Annotated in this window: 23 protein-coding genes and 1 riboswitch; of the genes, 12 read left to right on the top strand and 11 right to left on the bottom strand. The window is 40.6% G+C overall.

Features of this window, described 5'->3' with window-relative positions; genetic code table 11:
- Nucleotides 1-46 precede the first annotated feature (46 nt).
- Complete coding sequence (locus CH76_RS11655; RefSeq protein WP_036146472.1) at nt 47-529, top strand: DUF1456 family protein; 483 nt, start codon at nt 47-49, stop codon at nt 527-529.
- A 16-nt stretch (nt 530-545) separates the two neighbouring features.
- Here the strand turns inward: CH76_RS11655 and CH76_RS11650 are convergent, their stop codons facing one another.
- Entirely contained in the window at nt 546-1,853 is a 1,308-nt protein-coding gene (locus CH76_RS11650) for an MATE family efflux transporter (protein WP_036146468.1), read from the bottom strand.
- A gap of 598 nt (nt 1,854-2,451) precedes the next feature.
- Here CH76_RS11650 and CH76_RS11645 point away from each other — a divergent pair.
- From CH76_RS11645 to CH76_RS11635, 3 genes are read left to right on the top strand one after another with little or no spacing between them, the layout of a single operon-like run.
- Entirely contained in the window at nt 2,452-2,994 is a 543-nt protein-coding gene (locus tag CH76_RS11645; protein WP_036146465.1) for a hypothetical protein, read from the top strand.
- Nucleotides 2,995-3,005: 11 nt separating this feature from the next.
- On the top strand, nt 3,006-3,500 hold the full coding sequence (locus CH76_RS11640) for a nucleoside 2-deoxyribosyltransferase (RefSeq protein ID WP_081892700.1): 495 nt from the start codon (nt 3,006-3,008) through the stop codon (nt 3,498-3,500).
- 37 nt (nt 3,501-3,537) lie between these two features.
- A complete protein-coding gene (locus CH76_RS11635; RefSeq protein WP_036146462.1) occupies nt 3,538-4,095 on the top strand; it encodes a hypothetical protein in 558 nt (185 codons plus the stop codon).
- Nucleotides 4,096-4,344: 249 nt separating this feature from the next.
- On the opposite strand, the gene serC is transcribed toward CH76_RS11635, so the two are convergent.
- Nucleotides 4,345-5,424, bottom strand: a complete 1,080-nt coding sequence (serC, locus tag CH76_RS11630; protein WP_036146459.1) for a 3-phosphoserine/phosphohydroxythreonine transaminase — start codon at nt 5,422-5,424, stop codon at nt 4,345-4,347.
- A gap of 615 nt (nt 5,425-6,039) precedes the next feature.
- Between serC and CH76_RS11625 the strand changes: the two genes are divergently transcribed.
- Complete coding sequence (locus CH76_RS11625) at nt 6,040-6,576, top strand: GrpB family protein (RefSeq protein WP_036146456.1); 537 nt, start codon at nt 6,040-6,042, stop codon at nt 6,574-6,576.
- On the top strand, nt 6,573-6,767 hold the full coding sequence (locus CH76_RS11620) for a hypothetical protein (RefSeq protein ID WP_036146453.1): 195 nt from the start codon (nt 6,573-6,575) through the stop codon (nt 6,765-6,767). Before CH76_RS11625 ends, CH76_RS11620 begins: the two co-directional genes overlap by 4 nt.
- Before the next feature lie 44 nt (nt 6,768-6,811).
- On the opposite strand, the gene CH76_RS11615 is transcribed toward CH76_RS11620, so the two are convergent.
- The 3 genes from CH76_RS11615 to CH76_RS11605 all read right to left on the bottom strand — a co-directional run bounded on the left by CH76_RS11615 (nt 6,812) and on the right by CH76_RS11605 (nt 11,519).
- On the bottom strand, nt 6,812-7,993 hold the full coding sequence (locus tag CH76_RS11615; RefSeq protein ID WP_036146451.1) for a NupC/NupG family nucleoside CNT transporter: 1,182 nt from the start codon (nt 7,991-7,993) through the stop codon (nt 6,812-6,814).
- Between the two features lie 321 nt (nt 7,994-8,314).
- Entirely contained in the window at nt 8,315-9,667 is a 1,353-nt protein-coding gene (locus CH76_RS11610) for a sodium:alanine symporter family protein (protein ID WP_036146447.1), read from the bottom strand.
- A 172-nt stretch (nt 9,668-9,839) separates the two neighbouring features.
- Nucleotides 9,840-11,519 (bottom strand): methyl-accepting chemotaxis protein, encoded by a 1,680-nt coding sequence (locus CH76_RS11605; RefSeq protein WP_036146444.1) that lies wholly within the window; start codon nt 11,517-11,519, stop codon nt 9,840-9,842.
- 143 nt (nt 11,520-11,662) lie between these two features.
- On the opposite strand from CH76_RS11605, the gene CH76_RS11600 reads away from it, so the two are divergent.
- The 4 genes from CH76_RS11600 to CH76_RS11585 all read left to right on the top strand — a co-directional run bounded on the left by CH76_RS11600 (nt 11,663) and on the right by CH76_RS11585 (nt 14,803).
- Entirely contained in the window at nt 11,663-13,270 is a 1,608-nt protein-coding gene (locus CH76_RS11600) for an AAA family ATPase (protein WP_036146441.1), read from the top strand.
- A gap of 27 nt (nt 13,271-13,297) precedes the next feature.
- Nucleotides 13,298-13,756 (top strand): YkvA family protein, encoded by a 459-nt coding sequence (locus tag CH76_RS11595; RefSeq protein ID WP_036146437.1) that lies wholly within the window; start codon nt 13,298-13,300, stop codon nt 13,754-13,756.
- Nucleotides 13,757-13,761: 5 nt separating this feature from the next.
- Nucleotides 13,762-14,058: a hypothetical protein gene (locus CH76_RS11590; RefSeq protein ID WP_036146434.1), complete on the top strand. Its 297-nt coding sequence runs from the start codon at nt 13,762-13,764 to the stop codon at nt 14,056-14,058.
- Between the two features lie 70 nt (nt 14,059-14,128).
- The gene (locus tag CH76_RS11585) at nt 14,129-14,803 is read left to right on the top strand and encodes a M23 family metallopeptidase (RefSeq protein WP_051910342.1); all 675 of its coding nucleotides are present in this window, start codon (nt 14,129-14,131) and stop codon (nt 14,801-14,803) included.
- Nucleotides 14,804-14,849: 46 nt separating this feature from the next.
- Here the strand turns inward: CH76_RS11585 and CH76_RS11580 are convergent, their stop codons facing one another.
- Together CH76_RS11580 and CH76_RS11575 are read right to left on the bottom strand one after the other, a co-directional pair.
- A complete protein-coding gene (locus tag CH76_RS11580; RefSeq protein WP_036146431.1) occupies nt 14,850-15,830 on the bottom strand; it encodes an S-layer homology domain-containing protein in 981 nt (326 codons plus the stop codon).
- 14 nt (nt 15,831-15,844) lie between these two features.
- Nucleotides 15,845-16,612: a hypothetical protein gene (locus CH76_RS11575; protein WP_036146428.1), complete on the bottom strand. Its 768-nt coding sequence runs from the start codon at nt 16,610-16,612 to the stop codon at nt 15,845-15,847.
- Nucleotides 16,613-16,692: 80 nt separating this feature from the next.
- Here CH76_RS11575 and CH76_RS13565 point away from each other — a divergent pair, with 80 nt between their 5' ends.
- Nucleotides 16,693-17,265, top strand: a complete 573-nt coding sequence (locus tag CH76_RS13565) for a hypothetical protein (RefSeq protein ID WP_051910341.1) — start codon at nt 16,693-16,695, stop codon at nt 17,263-17,265.
- Nucleotides 17,266-17,267: 2 nt separating this feature from the next.
- Nucleotides 17,268-17,438 carry a hypothetical protein gene (locus CH76_RS13950; RefSeq protein WP_161769897.1) on the top strand — a complete coding sequence of 57 codons (171 nt, stop codon included), beginning with the start codon at nt 17,268-17,270 and terminating at the stop codon, nt 17,436-17,438.
- A gap of 14 nt (nt 17,439-17,452) precedes the next feature.
- Here the strand turns inward: CH76_RS13950 and CH76_RS11565 are convergent, their stop codons facing one another.
- The 4 genes from CH76_RS11565 to CH76_RS11550 all read right to left on the bottom strand — a co-directional run.
- Nucleotides 17,453-18,652 carry a hypothetical protein gene (locus CH76_RS11565; RefSeq protein ID WP_036146426.1) on the bottom strand — a complete coding sequence of 400 codons (1,200 nt, stop codon included), beginning with the start codon at nt 18,650-18,652 and terminating at the stop codon, nt 17,453-17,455.
- Between the two features lie 134 nt (nt 18,653-18,786).
- Entirely contained in the window at nt 18,787-19,395 is a 609-nt protein-coding gene (locus CH76_RS11560; protein ID WP_036146423.1) for a queuosine precursor transporter, read from the bottom strand.
- Nucleotides 19,395-19,892 (bottom strand): preQ(1) synthase, encoded by a 498-nt coding sequence (gene queF, locus CH76_RS11555; RefSeq protein WP_036146420.1) that lies wholly within the window; start codon nt 19,890-19,892, stop codon nt 19,395-19,397. The genes CH76_RS11560 and queF overlap by 1 nt, the downstream gene beginning before the upstream one ends.
- A gap of 80 nt (nt 19,893-19,972) precedes the next feature.
- Nucleotides 19,973-20,019, bottom strand: a riboswitch (PreQ1 riboswitch).
- A 171-nt stretch (nt 20,020-20,190) separates the two neighbouring features.
- On the bottom strand, nt 20,191-21,436 hold a 1,246-nt coding region (locus tag CH76_RS11550; RefSeq protein ID WP_036146417.1), incomplete at its 5' end, for a cation:dicarboxylate symporter family transporter.

Below are 21,436 nucleotides of genomic sequence, written 5' to 3'. Positions count from 1 at the left end.
TCGCTTGGGGTTTTTTTGTTATACTAAACCTTTAGGAGGTCAAACGATGACAAATAATGATATTTTAATTCGTCTGCGCTATGCCTTTGATATTAAAAATATAGATATGGTAGATATTTTTAAATTAGGTGGCGTAACGCTAACAAAAGATGATGTGCAAAATATGCTGATTAAAGTATATGAGGACGAAGAAGCACCAGAAGAATTTAAAGCGTGTAATAATAAAACACTTGAGGCCTTTTTAAACGGTTTTATTACGTTTAAGCGTGGGGCGCAACCAGGCAAACCACCACTAGAAGCTACAGGTAAAGAAGCACCTAATAATATGTTGCTTAAAAAAACAAAAATTGCGCTAGCCCTTACAACAGAAGACATGATTGCCATACTGCATGACGGTGGTATTAATGTTTCTAAGGGGGAGCTCGGCGCACTACTACGCAATCCCTCTCATCGCAATTATAAAGAGTGTGGCGACAGTTTTGCGCGTAACTACTTACGCGGCATTACAAATAAATACCGACCAGCATAAAAAAACGTTCAGGGTTTTATTTCCCTGAACGTTTTTTCATTGCTACATAGCCAAAAATACCAAGCATCGTTAGCCCTTCCGCAATGGGGAAGGCGAGCCAAATACTACGCGCGCCAAAGAACGTTGGCAGTAGCCATAGTAAAGGTAAAAATAAAATTAAACTACGCATCATAATAATAATTGTAGCTAGACGGATTTTTTCGATAGATTGATAAAACTCCGCAAATACCATATTAACCCCTAAAAATAAATAGCCACTAAAGAACAGTACAATACCACTGCGTGTATAAGCTACCACCTCAGGGTTATCAATGCCAAACAAGGCAATAATCCAATCATTTGCTACAAGCCCTAGTATAAAGGCGCTAGCTCCAATGACAAAGCTTGTAATAACAGCGATGCGCACAAAGACATTGAGTCGCTCAAAAAGACGTGCGCCGTAATGATAGCTTGTAATAGGTTGTAATGCTGCGCCTACCCCAATGAAAATCATAATAAAGACCACATGTACATAGTTAATGACCGCAAATGAAGTAATACCAACCTCGCCAACAAAATGGCTAAACGTCATATTATAGGCAATAACAATAACTGCAGCAGACGCTTCTACAATAAAGCTTGGCAAACCAATCGTTAGTACCTGCATAACGACCTTAGGCTCAAGGCGCGTTTTAACAAGGCGTAAGTTAGTTGGCTTTAGGAAGTGGGACAGGAGCACGATAATGCCAATAAATGTGGCGATAATCGTCGCAAAAGCCGCCCCCTTCACACCTAAATGCAGGTGGAAGATAAAAATGTAGTTAAGCACAATATTAAGTAGTGCCGCTACAACAAGTGAGATAGTAGCGAGTACGGGATTGCCATCATTACGTACAAAAATACTTAAAATATTTTCGATGATAAACACAAGCCCAAACAATAAAATATAGTGCAAGTAATCATGCACATACGGGTAAATCGCGTCGCTCGCCCCAAAGAAGTACGCCATTTCTTTTTCGAAGGCGAGTGAGAGTGCGATAATAATAGCCACAATGCCAATCGCGGCAATAATAGCCTGTGTAAAAATGGCATTGGCTTTGTGTGGCTCGCCTTCACCCATTTTAATAGAGTACAGCGTAGCGCCACCCATACCAATCCATAATGAGATGGATAGTAAAATAGAGTAGATAGGTACGGCAATATTAACGCCAGCTAGCGCGCGGTCGCCAACACCATGACTAACAAACAATCCATCCACTAAAATATTGATAGCCATCAGCATCATACCGATGAGTGAAGGGATTAAATACGAGAAAAATAATGCGCGTGGTGATTTTGTTTCCATAAGTCGCTCCTTAAATGAATTCCATTCAGTATACGTGATAACAGCCATTTTAGCGAATAGTAAAGCATATATGCAAATATTTATTTTCTTAGCTATTTGACATAGTTTTCAGAAAATAATAAAAAATCGGCTGATTCCGTAAAAAAATGCACTTTAGAAGTCTAAAGTTGTAGTTTATTGATAAATAAATTAGGTTTATAGTTTCATTTACTAATATAAAAACTAGATATAATATAATAGTTGTATGAGAAATTACTGATTAAAGTTACATGCATCGCATGAAAAATATTGTTTCTAATGTACGAGTTGGGGTATACCATACATGTGGAGGTGAGCAAGATGGTGACAAATTATACGTATGAAGAGTGGTTTCAGCCACGCGATACAAAAAAAGGCGATCAGCGCAAATGATACAAAGGACGAGACCAGGTGAGCTAAGCTACTTGAACCCGTCCTTTTTATTTTGCCTATAATCTTAAGGAATATTTAAGATTTGATAAAGAAGTTCGTAAGGTTTATTGACTATACTTAGGTAAATGAAACCTTTACATTACGACTACCGTAAAGGAAGTAGATACAAAGTGTAGGTGAACGAACAATGAAAAGAATGATTTATATCATATTAACTGAAACGCGCACACTGTTATCACGCGCGATTGGCTTATATACACAAGAACCCATGAATCACGCCTCCATCGCTTTTGACGAGAGTTTATTTGAAATGTATAGCTTTGGTCGGCTACAATTGCACAACCCCCTGAGCGGTGGTTTTTTGCGCGAAAAGGCAGAGGCTGGTCTTTTTGAGCGCGCCCGTTGTCGCATTTACCGTATTGCGGTTTCCACACACCAATATTTAAAAATGAAAAGTAAAGTACGTTATATGCATGCTAATCGCAATCGTTACAAATACAACTTCATTGGTTTGTTTGGCGTAATGTTGCATAAGGAAGTTAAGCGTGAGCGTGCATATTTTTGCTCACAGTTTGTGGCAACCGTTTTACAACGTGGTGGTTTAGAAGTGCGCGAAAACCCTGCCTTTATGACACCTGCTTGCCTTACAGAGCTTACGTACGTAGAGCCTGTGTACGAGGGAAGTTTGGCGCATTATTTACAGGATGTGCGTATGCCAGTTGAGGCATAAATGGTATACTTATGGCAGAGGTGATTGAAGTGAAGGCATACTTAGCCAATGGTTTATTTTCAATGGGTGATCGCTACGTTAATGAGGTGTTAGCGCGCCAACTACGAGAGGCAATCCCAGCGATTGATTTATATGTACCGCAGGAAAACCCTGCAATTAATGACAAATCCGCCTTTGCGACAAGCGAGGCAATTGCACAAGCAGACCTAGCTGCGCTCGCGGCAAGTGATGTATTAATTGCAGTAATTGATGGTATGGAAATCGACTCAGGTGTCGCAGCCGAGATTGGTGTGTTTTCGACATTTAACCGTCCAATTGTGGCGGTATTTACCGATGTACGTCAGCAAGGTACAACGCACCCACAAAAGCTAGAAATTTTACAACAAGACCCAACGGAAAATCAATTTGTCTATCGTAACTTATTTGTGGTAGGCTTAATTAAACAAAACGGTGTAATTGTTTCTACACTAGAGGCTGCTGTTACAGCAGTGAAGTCAGTCGTTTAATGCGACTGACTTTTTTCACGACAAAGGAGAGTAATCAATGACAGCACGAATTGCTTGCTTACATGCACATCGCTCAAATAAAGCGTATATGGATAGTTTATTTGATGACATTGAGCATGTTGTAAAGCCGCGTATTCGTAAGGCAGAAATCTTAACCACTCTGACTGCACTCAGTGAGCAGGCGGATGTGGTATATATCACATGTACGGACTATATTGCGCAAATTGAAGGCGAGGTTATTCCTTCTACTGTTGTAAAGATTGACGCGCCATTTTTTGCCTTGCTCGCACAGCGTACCGTACCACAAACGCTTATTTTTACGAATACGGATACCATTAAAGGTACAATTGCGCGTCTGCATAAGGCAGGGCGTCAGGTTAACTATGAAATTATTATGATTGAGCGCGCGTATGAATTATTATTAAATGGGCATAAAAAGGCACATGATGCGTTAGTACAGGAAAAGTTAACAGAGCTACTCGCAACTGGGCGGACGCTTGCGGTAGCCCAGCTATCGCTTGTTGATGCTGCGCGTTCGGTAGATGATACTATTTACCACCCTTTAATGAGTATTACGCCAATACAAAACCCCTAGAATGAAAAATTCTAGGGGTTTTGTATTGGTTATGAGGGCTAGTTTTTATTCAGTCAATTGAAAGCAAGAAACGCTTTCGTTTCTTGCCCTCCAACATCCATTGAAGCTTTCAAGCCCTCTCCACTTTTAGTTGTTATCTAGTTTCGAAAGGCAGCTTCTTGTGTCATTTCACTTTTGTGTCTGAACGCAAAGAACGCGTTCAACCCAAAAGCTCCAATGCCCTGCGAAGCTTAATGCCTTTCTCCACTTTTAGTTGTTTGCCATGAAGTTTTTCATGAAGTCGGCTAATGCTTGGCACGCTGCTACTGGTACGGCATTGTACGCAGATGCGCGGCAACCGCCTACTGAACGGTGACCGTTAAGACCTACAAAACCAGCTGCTGCTGCTTCTGTAAGGAACTTTTTCTCTAGTTCTTCGTCAGCTACGCGGAATGTAATGTTCATTAGTGAACGACTTTCTTTGTCAGCATGACCTGTGTAGAAACCGTTACTGCCATCAATTACATCGTAGATTAGGGCAGCTTTCATTTCATTTTGTTTATTAACAGCTTCAAGACCGCCTTGCTCTTCAATCCATGTTAATACTTCACCTAGCATATAAATACCGAATGTTGGTGGTGTGTGGTAAAGTGAATTGTTTTTTACGTGAGTTGCATATTGTAAAACGGTTGGGTTTTCTGTTTTAGCTGTTGCTAGGAAATCTTTTTTGATAATCGCAACTGTTACGCCTGAAGGGCCTAAGTTCTTTTGAGCGCCTGCATAAATCATCGCGTATTTTGATACGTCGATTGGTTTAGACATGATGTCACTTGACATATCCGCAATTAATGGCACATTGACATCTGGTGTTGTTTTAAATTGTGTACCAAAAATTGTGTTGTTTGAAGTCATGTGCACATAGCGAGTGCCTTCTTCGACTGTAAGAGTAGTTGGGATATTTTTGTAGTGGTTGTCTTTTGTAGAGGCCACTTCATAAGTTGTGCCTACCATTTTTGCTTCTTTAATAGCTTTTTCTGACCAAGAGCCTGTCATAATATAGCCAGCTTTTTCGCCTTCCGCTAAAAAGTTCATAGGGATCATAGAGAACTGTAAGCTTGCGCCGCCTTGTAAAAATAGCACTTCATAATCTGCTGGGATGTTGTACAGTTTGCGCATGCGCTCGATAGCTGCGTTATGTACAGCTTCGTATACTTTGCCACGGTGGCTCATCTCCATGATAGACATGCCGCTTTCTTCAAAGTTAAGTAATTGTTTTTGTGCGCGCTCTAGCACGACTGTAGGTAATGCAGAAGGGCCTGCATTAAAATTATACGTAGTTTCTCGGTTCATCATTACACCTCATCATGTATTTTGTTTACTACTCTAGTATAGCGCATTATGTTTTCCTTTGGCGTGCTTTTTAGCGAATTGACACAATTTTTAGGCGAAGTAAGAAAGCTGTGCGCCTGAGTGAGAAAATTTACGCTGTGCGCATGGAGTGAACATATAATGACGTTGTACAATGGAAGCGTTCTCTTTATAGAGGTGTACTGTACATACAGAAAATACAAATTTGACGTCAAGCTAGACAAAATTATAAAATAGGTAATAAGTCGTGTAGGTAGAAGGAATAACGTTACAAATGATTGAATTCACCTATTGTGACTAGTGCTTTTTTAGGTAATAATAAACTAAAGATTTAATGTGAAAAGATAAATGAGGTTTTTACATTAACTTCAACGGGTAAGGGTATTACGAAATGAGGTGTTCACTATGATAAGCTTACATGAAACCGTAACAACGAAAAAAACGCCAACAATATTTAAAACAACTGAAAACATTGCAGACGGAAATGAATGAACTGTCAGGAACGCTAAAACGATTAAAGTCAGACGTGAAACGCACGTTACAAGAGATACACAAATAACGGAAATCGCGCTATACTAGCGTATAGAGGTGATAATGTTGGAATTAGGGTTAAAGGGCGATGAAATTAGAGTTGTGCCACACGAAGCGGGTTGGCATAAGGCGTTTGTAGCTGTACAACAACAAATTGAGCAAGCAACAGGGCTTGCGGCTAACCGTATTGTACATATTGGCAGTACGGCAGTCGAGGCGATTGAGGCCAAGCCTATTATTGATATTATGGTAGGGGTGGACACATTAGAAGATGTGCCGACCTCGTTTTTTGACGCGTGTAAAGCAATCGGTTTTTATCGCTTGCGTGTTGTGCGCGAAAATGAGATGATACTCGCACGCTTTGTTGATACAACCTTTGCGGTAAAAACATATATTATTCATTTAGTAGCTTATGAAGGTGAAAAATGGCAGGACTTTACGATTTTTCGTGATGAGCTGCGCGCATCAGAAACACTACGTGCAGAATATGAAGCGCTTAAAAAAGCGTATATCGCAAAATTTGATGGCAATATTGTTGGCTACACAGAGCATAAAGAGGCGTTTGTTAAGCGTGTCGTACAAGAAGGGAAGGATAAATTATGAAATACTTCAGACCACAAATGCAACGTTTAGTGAATGAAAATCGCGAGTTGCATGACCGCTTAAAAGTACTAATGCGCGATATGGATTTACAAAAAAACTATGCATTAAAAGCACTTTACCATAGCGAGGTTGCAGATGGCGGACGCTATCAGCTAGATTACCAAGCACTAGATGCAGATTTTACAAAATAATAGTATAAAAAGCACACGCGAACGTTCGCGTGTGCTTTTTTTGTTTAAATAATTAAACTCACAATAATTGCCGACAGCATACTAACAAGTGTAGCGCCGTACAATAATTTTAAGCCAAAACGTGCTACAGCATTACCTTGTTTTTCGTTTAAGCCTTTTACCGCACCAACGATAATACCGATGGACGAGAAGTTAGCAAAGGACACAAGGAAAACCGATAGGATACCAAGTGTGCGATCACTAAAGGCAAAAGTGCTTTTCGTTAACTCACTCATTGCCACAAACTCATTAGTTAATAACTTGGTTGCCATAATAGAGCCTGCTTGCGCTGCTTCTGTAAAAGGAATGCCCATTAAAAAGGCAAGTGGTGCAAAGACATAACCTAAAATTTGTTGGAAGGAGATGCCAAAGATTAGCTCAAATACACCATTGAAAGCAGCCATTAAGCCAATAAAACCAATTAGCATAGCCCCAACAATAATGGCTACTTTAAAGCCATCTAAAATATATTCACCGAGCATTTCGAAGAAGGACTGCTTTTCCTTGACCTCAATTTCGAGAATATCTTGCTTAGGGTCAACATCATAGGGGTTGATCATAGACGCTACAATGAAGCCACTGAATAAATTAAGCACAAGCGCTGTTACAATATACTTAGGTTCTAGCATAGTCATATATGCACCGACAATTGCCATTGAAACTGTAGACATAGCGGATGCACAAAGTGTGTAAAGACGCTGGTTTGATAATAGACCAAGCTGTTTTTTTAAGGTGATAAATACCTCAGACTGTCCAACCATAAGCGAAGCAACAGCATTGTAAGACTCTAATTTACCCATGCCATTCACTTTACTTAGTATCGTACCTACTCCGCGCATAAATAAAGGGAGCACCTTGATGTATTGCAAAATACCGATTAATGCAGACATAAAGACGATAGGTAGCAGTACATTTAAAAAGAAGGAAGATTCGTTGGTATTTTCGAGACCACCAAACACGAACATAATCCCTTCGCTAGCATAGCTCAGTAGTTTTTCGAAACCTACAGCAATGCCCTGAATAATAAATAGCCCAACACTAGTGTTAAGTAATAAAATAGCTAACACAATTTGCAGTATGAGCATCGTAATAATTGGCTTGATTTTAATTTTCTTTCGATCCGAGCTTGCTAGCCAGGCGAGCGCTAGCACAACGACAATACCGACAACCGAAATTACATACGGCATATACATCCTCCTTATATGTTGACACTTATGTTACCTACTTTATGATGCTATAAACCTAGTCAAATAAAGAGAGTGTAGTGAAAACAGTTTCATAGAGATGTTAATGGAAAATTATTAAAAAATCAAGGATAACCTAAACAAAAAGGCTTTATAGTAGGATGTATGACCTTAAAGGAAAAAAAGTATAGTGACGCTAAAAATCACTTAAACGAACAAAAGGGTAATATGTACCGCGATTGTTCGTTATTGTACGTTGATAGTTATATGCTATAGCTAACAAAAAAGGCACCCTATGGAAAGGATGCCTTTTTTAGCTGTAGCTTATTTTGTTTTCAGCCCTGCGATATAATCTTTGGTTAAGGTTTTAACCTCACCACTTAATAACACTAAGGCAATAATATTAGGTAATACGACAAGTGCCAACATAATATCAAGGAACTGCCAAATGAATTGTAAACCGCCAATAGCGCCAACTACGATTGCCACTAAATAGCCAATACGTACAATTTTTGCAATAAATGAGCCGAATAAATATTCAGCCTGTTTTTCCCCGTAAAATACAATTACACCAATTGTTGATAGTACAAAGAAGAATAAACATACAGTAATAAACGTGCCAGCTAAGCCAGAGCCAATAACTTCGGCAAGGGCAACAACTACCATCGTATTAGCCTCGTCAGCAGGGACATTTTGCCACACACCTGATGTTAATACGATGAGTGCTGTCATGGTACACACGACTAATGTGTCGATTGTTACTTCAAACATACCCCATAAGCCTTGCTTAGCAGGGTGGTCCGTTTGTGCAGCGGCATGAGCGATAGATGCGGTTCCCATACCTGCTTCATTAGAGTACAAACCACGTGCTAAGCCCCAGCGAATGGCCATAGCCACACCAGCGCCGATAAAGCCACCAGCGGCAGGTGCAGGTGCAAATGCAGAGCTAAAGATTAGGGCAAAAGCCTGCGGGATTTCTGTTAGGTTAGCGAATAAAATGATAAGCGCTGCACCTAAATACAGAACAACCATAAATGGAATAAATTTTGCGGTCACTGCGCCAACGCGCTTAACACCGCCAATTGTCATTAACGCTACTAGGAAGCAAATGACAAGCCCTGTTACTACAGGTGGTACGTTAAAGGCAACCTCTACGTTTTTAGATAGGGAGTTGGACTGTACCATCGAGCTTGCGCCAATTTCAATCATTAGGAAGAAGGCGAAGAACATAGCCATTGGCTTCCACCCAAGCCCTTTTTCGATGTAGTGCATCGGACCACCGACCCACTCACCTTCTGCGTTTTTTTCGCGGTATTTAACGCCAAGTACAACCTCTGCGTATTTTGTAGCCATACCAATCATCGCTACAACCCACATCCAAAAGACAGCGCCAGGGCCACCAAAAGCAATAGCTACAGGTACGCCGACAATGTTTGCTGCGCCAATGGTTGAAGCGAGTGCAGCTGTTGTTGCCTGAAACGGTGTAATCGAGCCGTCTGCATTTGTCTTTTTAAAAAGTTTGCCAAGTGTTTGGCTAATCATATGCGGAAAGTATCGGAACTGGAAGAAGCCAAGTTTGATAGTTAGGAAGATACCGCCACCGAGTAATAATAAAATCATTGGCCAGCCCCATACCCAGCCAGATACGTTTTCTAATGTTTTTTCGAAAGCCATCATGTTGTTGCACCTCGTTGTCTTTACGTTACGTAAGTATGTATATTTATGCTTTATAGCGTAACAAAATACTAATGGCTTGTCTAGGTTTTTTATGCATTTTTATGTTTAAATATTAATTTAGGTGGTAAAGAGCAAGCAAAAAGGAGCTGTACATGACAGCTCCTTAGGGCGATTAATACGTAAATGTTTTTGTTGTATCTGCAAGTTCGTGAGCACGTTCAGCGAGGTGGGCAGTAGCTGCAGCAATTTCTTGTACAGAAGCCGTTTGCTCCTCTGCGGCACTCGCTACATCTTGAGCGCGTGTTAACGAACGCTCGGCACTGCTATCAATCGCTGTAACTTGAGCGGCAATTTGTGATAGCCCTTCATGGATGCTATGCACTTCGGCAGTTACAGCTGCCGTTTGCTCTTGCACATCATCAAAGCGCATTACAATTTGGGTAAATAACTGACTAGCTACAGCTACTTTCGTTTTCCCAACTGTGACAGAATAATGACTATTCGTAATATCCTGTTCGATATGGCGTGTATTGGTCATAATACTTGCGATGATTTGTTCGATTTTACCTGCAGCATTATTAGATTCATCTGCTAACTTGCGTACTTCTTCGGCGACAACTGCAAAGCCTTTACCAGCTTCACCAGCACGTGCCGCTTCAATTGAAGCATTAAGCGCAAGTAGGTTAGTTTGATCAGCAATATCTTTAATCACATTGGCGGCTAACTCAATAGAAGTCGTATTATCTGCTAAATCTTGCATACGTTCATTCAGCGCAAGTGTATGGGTAGAGATAGTATCCATTTGTTTGGTTACTGCCGTTACAGAGTTAAAGCCCTCATCTGCCATAGTTTTTGCTTGATTCATGGCATCATCAGTTACATCTACACTAGCTGTAATACCATCCATTTTAACCATCATTGACGAGGCGACTTCACGCATTTCGTTTGTGCGATGCTCTTGGTTTTCGAGGCTAGACGAAATAGCCTGAATGCTCTCTGCTACGTTCATTGCGGCATTGCTAACTTCCTCACTACTTGCTGTAAGCTCTGCAGATGTTGCCGCTACAGTATGTGAAGATTGACTTACCGTTTTCATCATAGCACTTAACTTTTCAGCCATGCTGTTAAATGAGGCGGCTAGCGAGGCAAACTCATCGCGCGAGCCCATTTCAAGGCGCTGTGTTAAATCACCTGTCGAAAATACATTAAGCGTATCAATTGTGCGTTGCATACGTCGCCCAATATTGCGACCTGTAATGGTTGCGATACTCATACTGATAATAATAATGATGATGGAAATAATAATAATCGTACGCAGTTGTGCGGCTGCGCCTTTATGTAAATCTTGGATTTTACTATGTATGGCTGCGGTATTTTCGGTTGCCATCTGTTTACTAAATACAACTAAAGCTTGTGAGCCTTTACCTAAAATCGGTAGGGCGTTTTTTTCGGCAAGGGCATTGTCACCTGCACGTAATGGCTTAAGTACATCAGCTTCAATTGCTGCCTCCCAAGCCTCAAGGTTAACGACAAAATCACTAAAACCTTCGTCTTGCTCATTTTTAGCGAGTAAGGCATCTACACTTTGGTGTAGGCTTTCTCTAATTTCATAGTGATTATCTAGCATCTCCTGCTTTTTGTACATCATATAACCACGGATGGAAGCGTTAGCACGCACCATTTGAAAAGCCACATCATTATACAAATCAATGCGTTCCGTATCTTCGTCAATCGAAACAAGTGCCTGATTGCTTCGTTGTAAGTACATATAACTAATGCCAGATATCACAAGCATTGCTATAATGACCACGGTGAAGGCAATTTTTAATTTATTACCAATTGTAATCTTCATGCGTATCTCTCCCAATAATCTAGTGTCATGTATAATTATAATAGATTATAGCTAAAAGTGCGCACTAAAAACGAAAAACTTTGTAAGATTTTCAATTTTTATAGGGTGTTAATCATAATATTACTAAAGGAGTGGGCTAGGAAATGACAAATCGACAACAACAGCAACTATTTTATCCTGATGGTGCATTAAAATATGAGGGGCAAACAAAAAAGAATGACTTTGGTCATGATGTGTATGATGGTTTTGGCAAGCTCTACGACGAAGAAGGGCACGTATTATATGAAGGGGATTTTGTCGAACAAGCGCGTCAAGGTGATGGCAAAATGTATTTAAAGGGCAAGTTACGTTATAGCGGGCAATTCGCGCGCAATCAAAAGCATGGGCAAGGGGAGTTTTACCAAGGTGACCATTTGCTGTACCGCGGCAGTTTTGTTAATGACCAAATGGATGGCTACGGCGAATTATTTTACGCCAATGATACACAACTCTACTATAAGGGTGAGTTTGTACAAGGTATGCGTAAAGGGAAGGGCGTTATGTATTACCCATCAGGTCGCATGATGTATGAAGGAGAGTTTATGTGGCAAAATCGCCAAGGTTTCGGGCGATTGTTTGAGGATGATGCTTCTTCTACACTGCTATATGAAGGGTATTATTTTGATGATGCGCGTCATGGCAAGGGCGTTTTATATGAAGAAGGCATAAAGGTAGCAGAAGGGCAGTTTAAAGACAATGTGATGACAGGCGCTGGCGTGCTCTTTTACCCAAGTGGTGCTGTTAAATACGAGGGTAATATTGAAGGTGGTGTGGCGCATGGCCGCGGGGATTATTTTACTGAAGATGGCAAAATGATTTATAGTGGGGAGTTTGTTAATGGCGAGCGCATGCGTATTACACCTGAAATTGAAGCGGAGATTACTAAATTACGCGATGAGCTGCATGGCTTAATTGGCTTGGCAGATGTTAAGCAAGAGCTTGATCAACTCATTAACTTCATCAAAATGCAAGGTATCCGCGTAGATTTTGGTTTAGCGAGTTTTCCTATGACCTATCACCTTGTATTTACGGGCAACCCAGGAACAGGTAAAACAACCGTTGCACGTATTATTGGTCAGCTTTATAAACATTTAGGTGTGCTGTCTAGTGGACATTTTGTCGAAACAGACCGTGCAGGGCTTGTCGCAGGTTATGTTGGGCAAACGGCACTCAAGGTGCAAGATGTTGTAAAAAAAGCAACAGGTGGTGTGTTATTTATTGATGAAGCCTATGCCCTTGTAAATGATAAAAATGATGCGTTTGGACAAGAAGCGATAGATAGTTTGTTAAAGGCGATGGAAGATTTGCGTGACGACCTTGTCATTATTGTCGCAGGCTATGAAGGACGCATGGAAGAATTTTTACAGGCAAATCCTGGCTTTAAATCACGTTTTAATCGTTTTATTGCCTTTCCTAACTATAATCATGAGGAGCTGTATCAAATTTTTGCTCGCCTTTGTAAGCAAAATGACTACATGTTTAACGACGATTTTGCCGTGGCACTGCAACAAGCGATGCAAACGATTGATATTGCAACAACCGAAAACTTCTCGAATGGACGTTATGTACGCAATATTTTCGAAAAATTAGTGACGATGCAATCCAACCGATTAGCTGACGTTAAAAACATAACGAAAGTCGATGTTATGACGCTAACTGAAGCGGATTTGCAGGCGGCAATTGATACAAAATTGTTTGAAAAAACGTATTAAAGGTTAAAGAGCATCAAAGAGGTGAGAATGATGCAAAATTATATGGATTTTTACGATAAATTACGCGCGAAATTAGTAGCTTTTACAAAAAAGAAAAATGGCAAGGACCGCAAATTTGTATCAATTTTATTGTTTGTGCCTGATTTATTTCATTTGTTAGTTAGCGCCATGCTAGATAAGGATATTGCGGGTAGGGATAAGGCGCTTATTGGGGCAGGGCTAGCCTACTTTATGTTGCCGCTAGATTTTTTGCCAGAAGGGCTACTAGGATTTGGTGGCTTTGTTGATGATATTATCGTCGCAACCTTCGTGATTAACACATTAATTAATCGTTTAGGTGCAAGTACAATCGAAAAGCACTGGTCAGGTGATGAGGGGTTATTACATGTGTTGCAAAAGATTACCGCAAAAACCGAAAAAATTACAGAGAAAGTGCCAGCAAAAAATATGTTAGCGCGCTATATTACAGATGAACAGAAAGGATGAGTACGATGAATCAGCTCACATCCTATGAGGTTACAAAATTACTACACACCGAGCAAAATGACTGGCGCGAGGCAACGTATGATGATATTAATCGAGTAAAGATGGAAATTAATCGTATTGTAGAAAGAAGTTACCGTGATGGGTTAGATGATGAGGTGCGTGAGTATATTATGCTTAAACGTACTATTACTAAGCAAACGCTGCGTGTTTCCGAGGACGCTATAAAGTACTATTATAGTTTCCCGATTTTAAAGGAAGGCGCTTTATATGATACAGGCTTTATGATTATAACGAAAAAGTGACGTGTGATTTTTGTCACACGTTTTCTATGTGTGTTCGTGCTATGATAATAAAAAAGAATGAGGTAAAGCTATGCGAAAAATCCTATTAACCGCGGCATTACTGGCTGTTCCTTTAACAGCACAGGCTGCACCAAGTTTAAATTTATCACCAAGTACTAGTGCCACACCACCTAGTTCAACTGCTAATGAGCAGACTTTTGAGCTAAAAGCAAATGCAAAACAACAAGCAGAGATTGTTAAGCACCTTGATAAGGTGGATACTAACTCTGGACGTGCAGGGCAAATTAATAAAGGCATACTAAGTGCCTTAAAGTTTGATGCTTACAGTGCCATTGCCCAAAAGAAGCCATTTATGATGCCAGCACAAGGGATTTTAACATCACCTTTTGGCTACCGTGATTTAGGTGGCATTGAGTTTCATGCAGGGCAAGATATTGCCAATGCTATTGGTACTAACGTTCACGCTGCTGCAGACGGCATTGTTATTGCGAAGGAAGCACTACATGAGTCAGCAGGCAATTATTTAGTAGTGTTGCATGAAATTGACGGTGTAACCTTATCCACACGCTATCTTCATTTAGATAGCTTTGTTGCTAATCTTGGCGCTACTGTGCGCAAGGGCGATATTATTGGTAAGATGGGTACAACAGGCCGTTCAACAGGTTCACACTTACATTTTGAAGTACGTGCAGGTAGGTATTTTAGTGATCTTGCACTTGAGCCAATGCAATTTGTAAAGCGCTAAGCAAAAAAGCTAAACCAACGAGATGTTGGTTTAGCTTTTTTTGTACTTACATGTCTACTTCTAGTTGTAAAATACCGTCTAAAATTTTAGCCATTTGTGAGCGTGTAAGTTGCCCAGCGGGATTATACGTAGTTGCGCTTGTACCACGAATAATACCTAAGTTATACATAAGACCAATAGCGTTGCGGTTTTCTAGTTGTAGTTTAGTTAAATCAGTAAACGGTGATGTACGCGCTACCGTGCTAACATCAATACCAAGCATATCAATATAGCGCGCAATCATTACGGCTGCTTGTGCACGTGTAATCGCATCACCTGGATTAAATTTATTTAGCCCTTTGACAACACCAAAAGAGTACATTGTAACAATATCGTCTTTTGCCCAGTGTTTGGTAATGTCTGTAAAGGGGTTGCCCTCAAATGGCTCTGTGTTTGGTACAGTACGATGCAACATAGCGGTAAACTGTGAGCGCGTAATTGCGTCATTTGGATTAAATAATTGTGTTGTACCTGTAATAATGCCAAGGCGTGCTAAGCGACGAATAGCATCTGCATTGGCATTTTTAGCGATATCCGTAAATAATGGATTAATGACGCCTTGATAGCGTTGCAGTGTAGTGATGGTTGGCTCACCTTTATGCATAACGGCGCCGTCCCGTATAACAGCTACATTCATTGTATGGGTATTGCCTGAAATGGTAGAGGCAATCTCAAGTGCTACGCGTGATGAGGCATTTGTAGATGCTAATACTAAGGAAATAAGTGCCACATCTTCCTCAGGTAATTTTGATTTATCTGCGGCTAAAAAGGTAGCACGGTCAATATGCACAATAATGGTTGTAGCAAAACGCTCCATGCGTGTTACTTCAATTGTAGCACCAGGAAAGCCCTCGTAAAGTTTTTTAGCGATAGCTGCTTCGCCTGTAAATATTTCCGCATACTCATGAAGCGGTGCTTTTGCCGCTTCTGCAGGTGACGCACCTACTAACACAGCACCTGTTAGTAGAGATAACCATAGTTTTTTCATTGCAGTCGCCTCACTTAGTAAATTTTATCGAGTGTAGAAGTTGTGCGGTAGGTTTCGTTATTATCCATATCCATCACATAAACCGTTTTAATTTCGCCCACACCTTTAGCAAAATAGCGTGTGTCAGTATAATCTTTGCCTTTGTCCTCTAGCACAATAACATTATTGTAGGTAGCGACAGGTGTAATAATTGTTTCGTCCGTTTTAACGACTGTCCATTTATCAAACTTACTACCTTTTGTTAGTGGGGATTGCAGTACAATTTCAAGTGGTTTTACTTTGTCTAACCAGTCAACTTTTGGTACGTCAGGCTTTGTACCTTGCACAACTTCGTCTACGACTAATTCAATGGCTGTGTCTGTAATGCGGTATACGCGCTGTGCTTCTACACCCCCGTTGTTAACATAATGCGCTACATAGTTATCGCTTAACCAGCGTGTTTCGACGTCATAGGTAGCAAACTCAATGCCTTCACCTAAATAATGCGCTTTTTTACCGTCTTTAAGGAAGTACTCCTTGAGTGGCAATTGTTCGCCTGTTGCCTTATCCGCAGGTTTTTCTTCGGCAGGCTTTTTAACTTCTTCTTTGTCTTTTTCTTTGTCCTTTTCGACCTCGGCAGGTTTTTCTGTTGTCTCAAGTGGTTTGTCTTCAGGTTTTTTTACAGTTTCAGTTTGTTCAGTGTCGGGTTTTTGAGGCTTGGCTGTTGTTTGCTCCTCGGTTGATTCAGCCGTACACGCAGCTAGTAATGAGGCTGCGCCTAAAATGACTAACCATTTTTTCATGTAAATTCCTCCAATCTATATCAAACAGTATAGCAACTTTTTAGTGTGATAACACGTATAATGTAGGAGAGGTGAAGGATATGTATACAATTGAAATGTATCAAGACGAACGCACATTTACGATTGGTGTGTTTGCAGAGGAGGCGCATGCTACAGCTTTTTTAGCGAGTGTGCCATTTATTAAAAAGGAAAGCTATCAAGTAGAGGACACTACGTTTGAGGATTATACGCTAGCGATTGAACAAGTGCCTACGTATTATGAGGCTGTTTATAATAATCATGTGTATGTCTTTACACGCTTTATGTTTACAAATGCAGAAGGCGAGGCTTCATTATTTATTAACCCCATTACGAACTTTAGTGAACCTGTAGCAGCTCCAAGTTTTGCGGAGGTAGGTGTGCGTGTTGATGCGTATAGTGTAGCGCCTGAGGAGGCAAAGGATTATATTGCGGCACGTGAGGCATTATTTGAAGCGGTAGTCGCGCACTTTGCGAGCAAAGGTTTACAGGTTGAGCGCTTTGGTTTAGGTTCAGAGGACGGGGAGTATGCGTACTGTAAAGATCATTTATTTTTGCATCTTGATGCAGGGGCAGTTGATGCATGGCAACAAGCAAGCTCAATTGAGCAATTTATTAAGGATATGACCAATTAAAAATGACAGCTCGTATGCAAGGCTTTATTGTGCTAGTACTCGTAATGATGATAGCTTTTGCGGGTACTAGCTCAGTAAGCCAAACTTTAAAGAACTGGTTATATGGGATTGCGGCGGTGGGGCTACTGACCATTGGCATTACCCAACTCTTTAACAAGCAATCGCGTGAGTAGCGCGGTTGCTTGTTTTAGTAGTGGGCAAGCTCCTTACGAGTATCTTTAGCTAGCATATAAATCGAAAAGATTTGAACGCCGTGCCCATTTGTGAGACCTTGGCCTTCAAAAAAGTGCAGGTTTGGCTTATGGTCAGGCTGATAAATGATGTCGAGTGATGGTAAGCGCATGCCACTTTTCGTTATAACTTCATTAAAGGCTAACAACATCGTAGGGTGAACGAGTAAGTGAATGCGGCGATCAGCTATAATACCTTCACCAGTAAAGGTATAAAGCTGACGTGCTTCGTCAAACGTACTAGCATAAGCGATACGCTGTACATCAAAATAGCGCGTAAGCAAGCGCTCAATACGTTCGCAGCGCACGGTGTTGCGGCTGCTTTTTACACCTTCCTTGCAAGCTTCTTGTAACTTACTATAATTTTTTTGATTGTATTTCAGTTGTTTATAGATTTCTTCGCCAAAGAAGGCATTAACGTCTTCTTCTACGGCATTATGGTTAGTAATAATGCGTACATACAGTAAATTAATAATCATCGTATAACGTGTACTTTGTAGCTGAACGGTTTTACCGTCAGGCAATAGCGTGCGGGTCATTTTTTCGGTTAGTTGTTTACTAATGGCAGTAACAAATCGCTCGTTATGCTGAGCTGTTACATGTTTTGCAAATGTTGCGGCTTCTTCTATGTAGGTGGTAAGGCGCGTGAGTGTACGCGCGTGTACGGTAATGCTAGGTGGTGCAATTTGCTCTTTGTAGCCACCAATGGCAGTGCAAATTTTTTGTTCTTGTTGGCGCAACGCTACAATTGTTGTGAGTACATGCGTGTGTGCTTGTTTGGACCATTTATTTTTAGGGATGCCAATCATAAAGGTATGGTGCGATGGCAAATCTACAAGTTGTTCGCCACGGTAAATGGTATAGCCTTGCTTAGCAAAATCATATTTCATGGCATCATATTGTTTTTTAAGACGGTCGGACTGGCGTGTCGCAAATAAATCTACCGCTTTGCGTGCTTTTAATAGTTGATAGTAGTCGCCAAAATTAGCAACGCCATCAAAGTGGATGAGCACTTCTGAAGCAGATAGCACGTAAATAATTTCGGTAGCAGCATCGGTATTTTGTACACGCACTACATTTTGTGTAGCTTTCACTTCTTGACTATAGCCTTCATTAAAAGTAATAATATCTTGCAATAATGCATCTGGTTTTAACATAGGGTTACCACTCCTTTAGTAATGGTTCTTCACTACTATATGTTAAGGTAAATAGTCGCACTAAGCAATGATAGTTATCTGATAATTGGAAAAAGAAAAACGCCAGCGCACAAATGTGTACACTAGCGTTGGTCTTATGCGTCTAGCTTACGCGCCCAAAAGACGAGAGCATAGACAAGTGGTGTAGCAATAATGGATGCTACAAACTTAAATGCATATTGTGCAATAAAAATTGATACAAGCACAGAAACAGGCATAATGCCGTAAAAGGCAATCGTCACAAATAATGCGGTATCAATGAGCTGGCTCACCATAGTTGACGCATTATTACGAAGCCATAGGCGTTTGGCGCCAAGACGTTCTTTAATTTTGCTAAAGATGTAAACATCTAAATTAACGCTAATAAAGTACGCTACGAGGCTCGCGATAATGACGCGCACACTGCCGCCTAAAATGGTTTCGAAAGCGGCTTGCTCTGTAAAGGCTGGCGCTGGTGGCAGGGCAATAACGATATAAATGAACAACGCCGCAAAAATTTGCGTAATAAAGCCCGCGCGCACCGTTCGTTTGCTGGCCTCTTTACCGTAAACCTCTGTAATGACATCAATTAACGGGTAAGTTACCACAACTAAAATCGCCGCGCCTGGTAGCATAATCCATTCGTTTACACTAAATACTTTCACTGCAAGGATGTTGGACAAAATTAAAAAGCCAACGAATATACCATTTAGATAGTACAACATTAGCGGTTGTCAATCTTTTCAGGGTACATATCGTGATTCATTAGGCGGTGTTCTGCCATTTTTTCGTATTTTGTGCCTGGGCGACCATAGTTGCACCAAGGGTCAATAGATAAACCGCCACGTGGCGTAAATTTACCCCAAACCTCGATGTAGCGTGGGTTAATTAATTCAATAAGGTCGTTCATAATAATATTGACGCAATCCTCGTGGAAGTCCCCGTGGTTGCGGAAGCTGAATAAATAAAGCTTAAGTGATTTACTTTCCACTAACAGCTCATCTGGGATAAATGATAAGTACATTGTCGCAAAGTCGGGTTGTCCCGTCATTGGGCAAAGGCTTGTAAACTCAGGGCAGTTAAACTTTACAAAAAAGTCACGTCCTGTGTGTAGGTTAGGCACGGCTTCTAAAACTTCTGGCGCGTACTCAAATAAATATTTCGTATTTTGATTACCAAGAAGGGTAAGCCCCTCAAGATTTTCTTCTGATCTACCTGACATAATATTACCTCCGTATGAGGAGATTCTAGCTGGCCCATAAAAAAAGCCGCATCCTATGGGGGATGCGGCGTAGAAGACGTCATTCCATAGTTTTTTATAGAGGGTATCTGCTATGAACCTCTTTTTATTGTACGATTGTTATTGTACGCTGACTGCTAGCCAATGTCAATAGCTGCTTTTACAACAAGTTACGCGACACTACTTAACATAAAAAATAATTCAAACCGCTCATAAAATTAACCTACTTCCTCGTAAAGCACAACAAAAAAGCACCGCGCTCTTGCACGATGCTTGTTCGTTATTTTGTTGTATAATAAATCTCTTTATCTAACGCATTCTCAGATTTAGCAACGACAACCGTACCAACAATATCACCACACACATTTATACTCGTACGTGCCATATCAATAATACGATCTACTGCGATAATAAGTGCAATACCTTCAACTGGTAAGCCAACTGTTGTTAGCACCATTGATAACATAATTAAACCTGCGCCTGGCACACTAGCCGTGCCAATAGAAGCGAGCGTCGCTGTTAAAATCACTAATAAAAACTGCGAAGGTGAAAGACCATCTGCATACACTTGTGCAATAAAGAAGGTCGCCACACCTTGCATAATAGCTGTACCATCCATATTAATGGTTGCGCCAAGTGGTAATGTAAAGGAAGCTACCTTTTTATCTACACCTAATTGCTCCTCCGCTGTACGAATCGTAACAGGTAGGGCAGCTGCCGAACTTGCCGTCGAGAAGGCAATAGACAAAGGTGAAGTGATTTTTTTAAGAAGATAAATTGGATTTAACCCACTTACCACACGTAAAATAATTATATACACCACCACTTGCAGGGCAAGCCCAATAACTACCGTTAGCAAATACTTACTAAGCGGCAACATAATCTCATAACCTAATTGTGAGAAGGTACGCGCTGTTAAGCCAAAAATACCGAGTGGCGCAAACAGCATAACTAATGTTACTAAACGTAAAAATAAATCATTACATTCATTCACAAATAAACGAACAGTTGGTACTTTGTCACCCATAATAGTAATCGCAATGCCCACCATAATCGCAAAGAAAATAATCTGCAACATATTGGCTTCTGCCATTGCCTGAACAGGGTTAGACGGTACAATATTAATTAACACATCAATAAAAGGCACACCTTCATTGATGGCAACATCCGTTTCTTCTAGTACTGGCATTTTAAAGTTACTGCCAGGGCTCATTACAAAAGCTACCCCTAATGCTAGCGTAATTGCTAGTGCTGTTGTAATTAAGTAATACAGCATCGTTTTTGTGCCAATGCGTCCTAGCTGTCGAATGTCGTTTAATGACGATACCCCTACAACAAGCGCAAAGAACACGACTGGTACAATTAGCATCTTTAATGCTGCGATGAAAACGGTGCCTAAAAATTTAAATATGCCATCAACCAATAGCGTGTCTTTAACATAGGAATCTGACATACCATATAACACAATCCCTACAATAGCCCCAAGAACTAAGGCAATCAATATTTGTCCAGTTAAGTTGATTTTT

Origin of the sequence: Lysinibacillus sp. BF-4 (assembly GCF_000743635.1) — a bacterium.
GTDB lineage: Bacteria > Bacillota > Bacilli > Bacillales_A > Planococcaceae > Metalysinibacillus > Metalysinibacillus saudimassiliensis.
The sequence above is the reverse complement of the archived record's forward strand: the minus strand, read 5'-3'. Positions and strand labels throughout refer to the sequence as shown.